This window comes from Acinetobacter sp. 228 (assembly GCF_048147885.1).
The window spans coordinates 1-1,331 of the sequence record NZ_JAYWYV010000292.1 but is presented as its reverse complement, the minus strand read 5'-3'; the positions used below and the strand labels follow the sequence as shown (position 1 = coordinate 1,331).

2 protein-coding genes are annotated in these 1,331 nt (G+C 41.4%); both read left to right on the top strand.

The genetic code is table 11. From position 1 onward, the window contains the following. Nucleotides 1-881: ubiquinol oxidase subunit II (cyoA, locus tag VXQ92_RS18330; RefSeq protein ID WP_416682767.1), on the top strand; the 881-nt coding region annotated here is incomplete at its 5' end. Nucleotides 882-884: 3 nt separating this feature from the next. Then, nucleotides 885-1,331 (top strand): cbb3-type cytochrome c oxidase subunit I (locus tag VXQ92_RS18325; RefSeq protein WP_416682766.1); only part of this gene is annotated, 447 nt, incomplete at its 3' end.

The window sequence follows — 1,331 nt, the reverse complement described above, 5'->3', positions numbered from 1 at the left end:
TCATGGCATTATGGTTTGGTTGGAAATATCGTGCGTCAAATAAAGATGCAGACTATAAACCTACATGGGCACACTCAACTGCAATTGAAGTTGTAGTATGGGGTATTCCTGTCATTATTATTGGTATTTTAGCTTGGTTAACTTGGTGGGGTTCCCACAAGTATGACCCATACCGTCCTTTAGAATCAGATAAAGCACCTTTAACTATTCAGGTTATTGCTGAACAGTTCAAGTGGATTTTTATTTATCCTGAACAAAACATTGCGACTGTTAACGAAGTACGTTTCCCAGAGAAAACTCCGTTAAGTTTCAAAATCACTTCTAACTTCACGATGAACTCATTCTTCATTCCACAGTTAGGCGGTCAAATTTATGCAATGGCAGGTATGCAAACTCACCTTCATTTGTTAGCAAATGAAACTGGTGTATATCGTGGTTTCTCTTCTAACTACTCAGGCTATGGTTTCTCTCAAATGCGTTTCAAAGCGCATAGCGTTACAGAGCAACAATTCAACGAATGGGTAGCGGCTGTTAAAGCAGGTAATGGTACAACCATTAACCCAGAAGCAGTTCAAAAAACTACGCTTGACCAAGCTGAATTGGCAACCTTACGTGATGGCGATCGTTCTAAGCACCAAATCGAGCATTTAGTAAATCGTGCTAAAGCTGCTGGTGATCAAGAAGCGCTTGCTAAAGCAGAAGCGATGAAACCGTTCCCGACTAAGCCACACCCTGTGACTTATTACTCTTCAGTTGAACCAAAATTGTTTGAAACAATTATCAACCACTATATGAGTAACTATCATGGTGCTGACCACTCTGCTGCACATACAACAGCAGAAACTCATGTTGCAGCTGAACACGCTGCTCAAGGGGAATAAGACATGGATATGATTTTTGGTAAATTGGGTTGGGACTCTATCCCGACAGAGCCAATCGTACTTGTCACCATGGTCTTTATGGCACTTGGTGCAATTGCTGTGCTTGGCGGTATCACCTATTTCAAAAAATGGGGATATTTGTGGAAAGAATGGTTTACAACTGTAGACCATAAAAAGATTGGTATCATGTATATCATCGTATCTGTTGTCATGCTTTTGCGTGGTTTCGCCGATGCGATCATGATGCGTTTACAACTTTTCCTCGCTAAAGGCGGTGGTGAAGGTTATTTACATCCTGACCATTACGACCAGATCTTCACCGCACACGGTGTAATCATGATCTTCTTCGTAGCAATGGGTCTAGTTGTAGGTATGATGAACATCTCTGTACCTTTACAGATCGGTGCTCGTGACGTTGCTTTCCCATTATTAAACTCTTTAAGCTTCTGG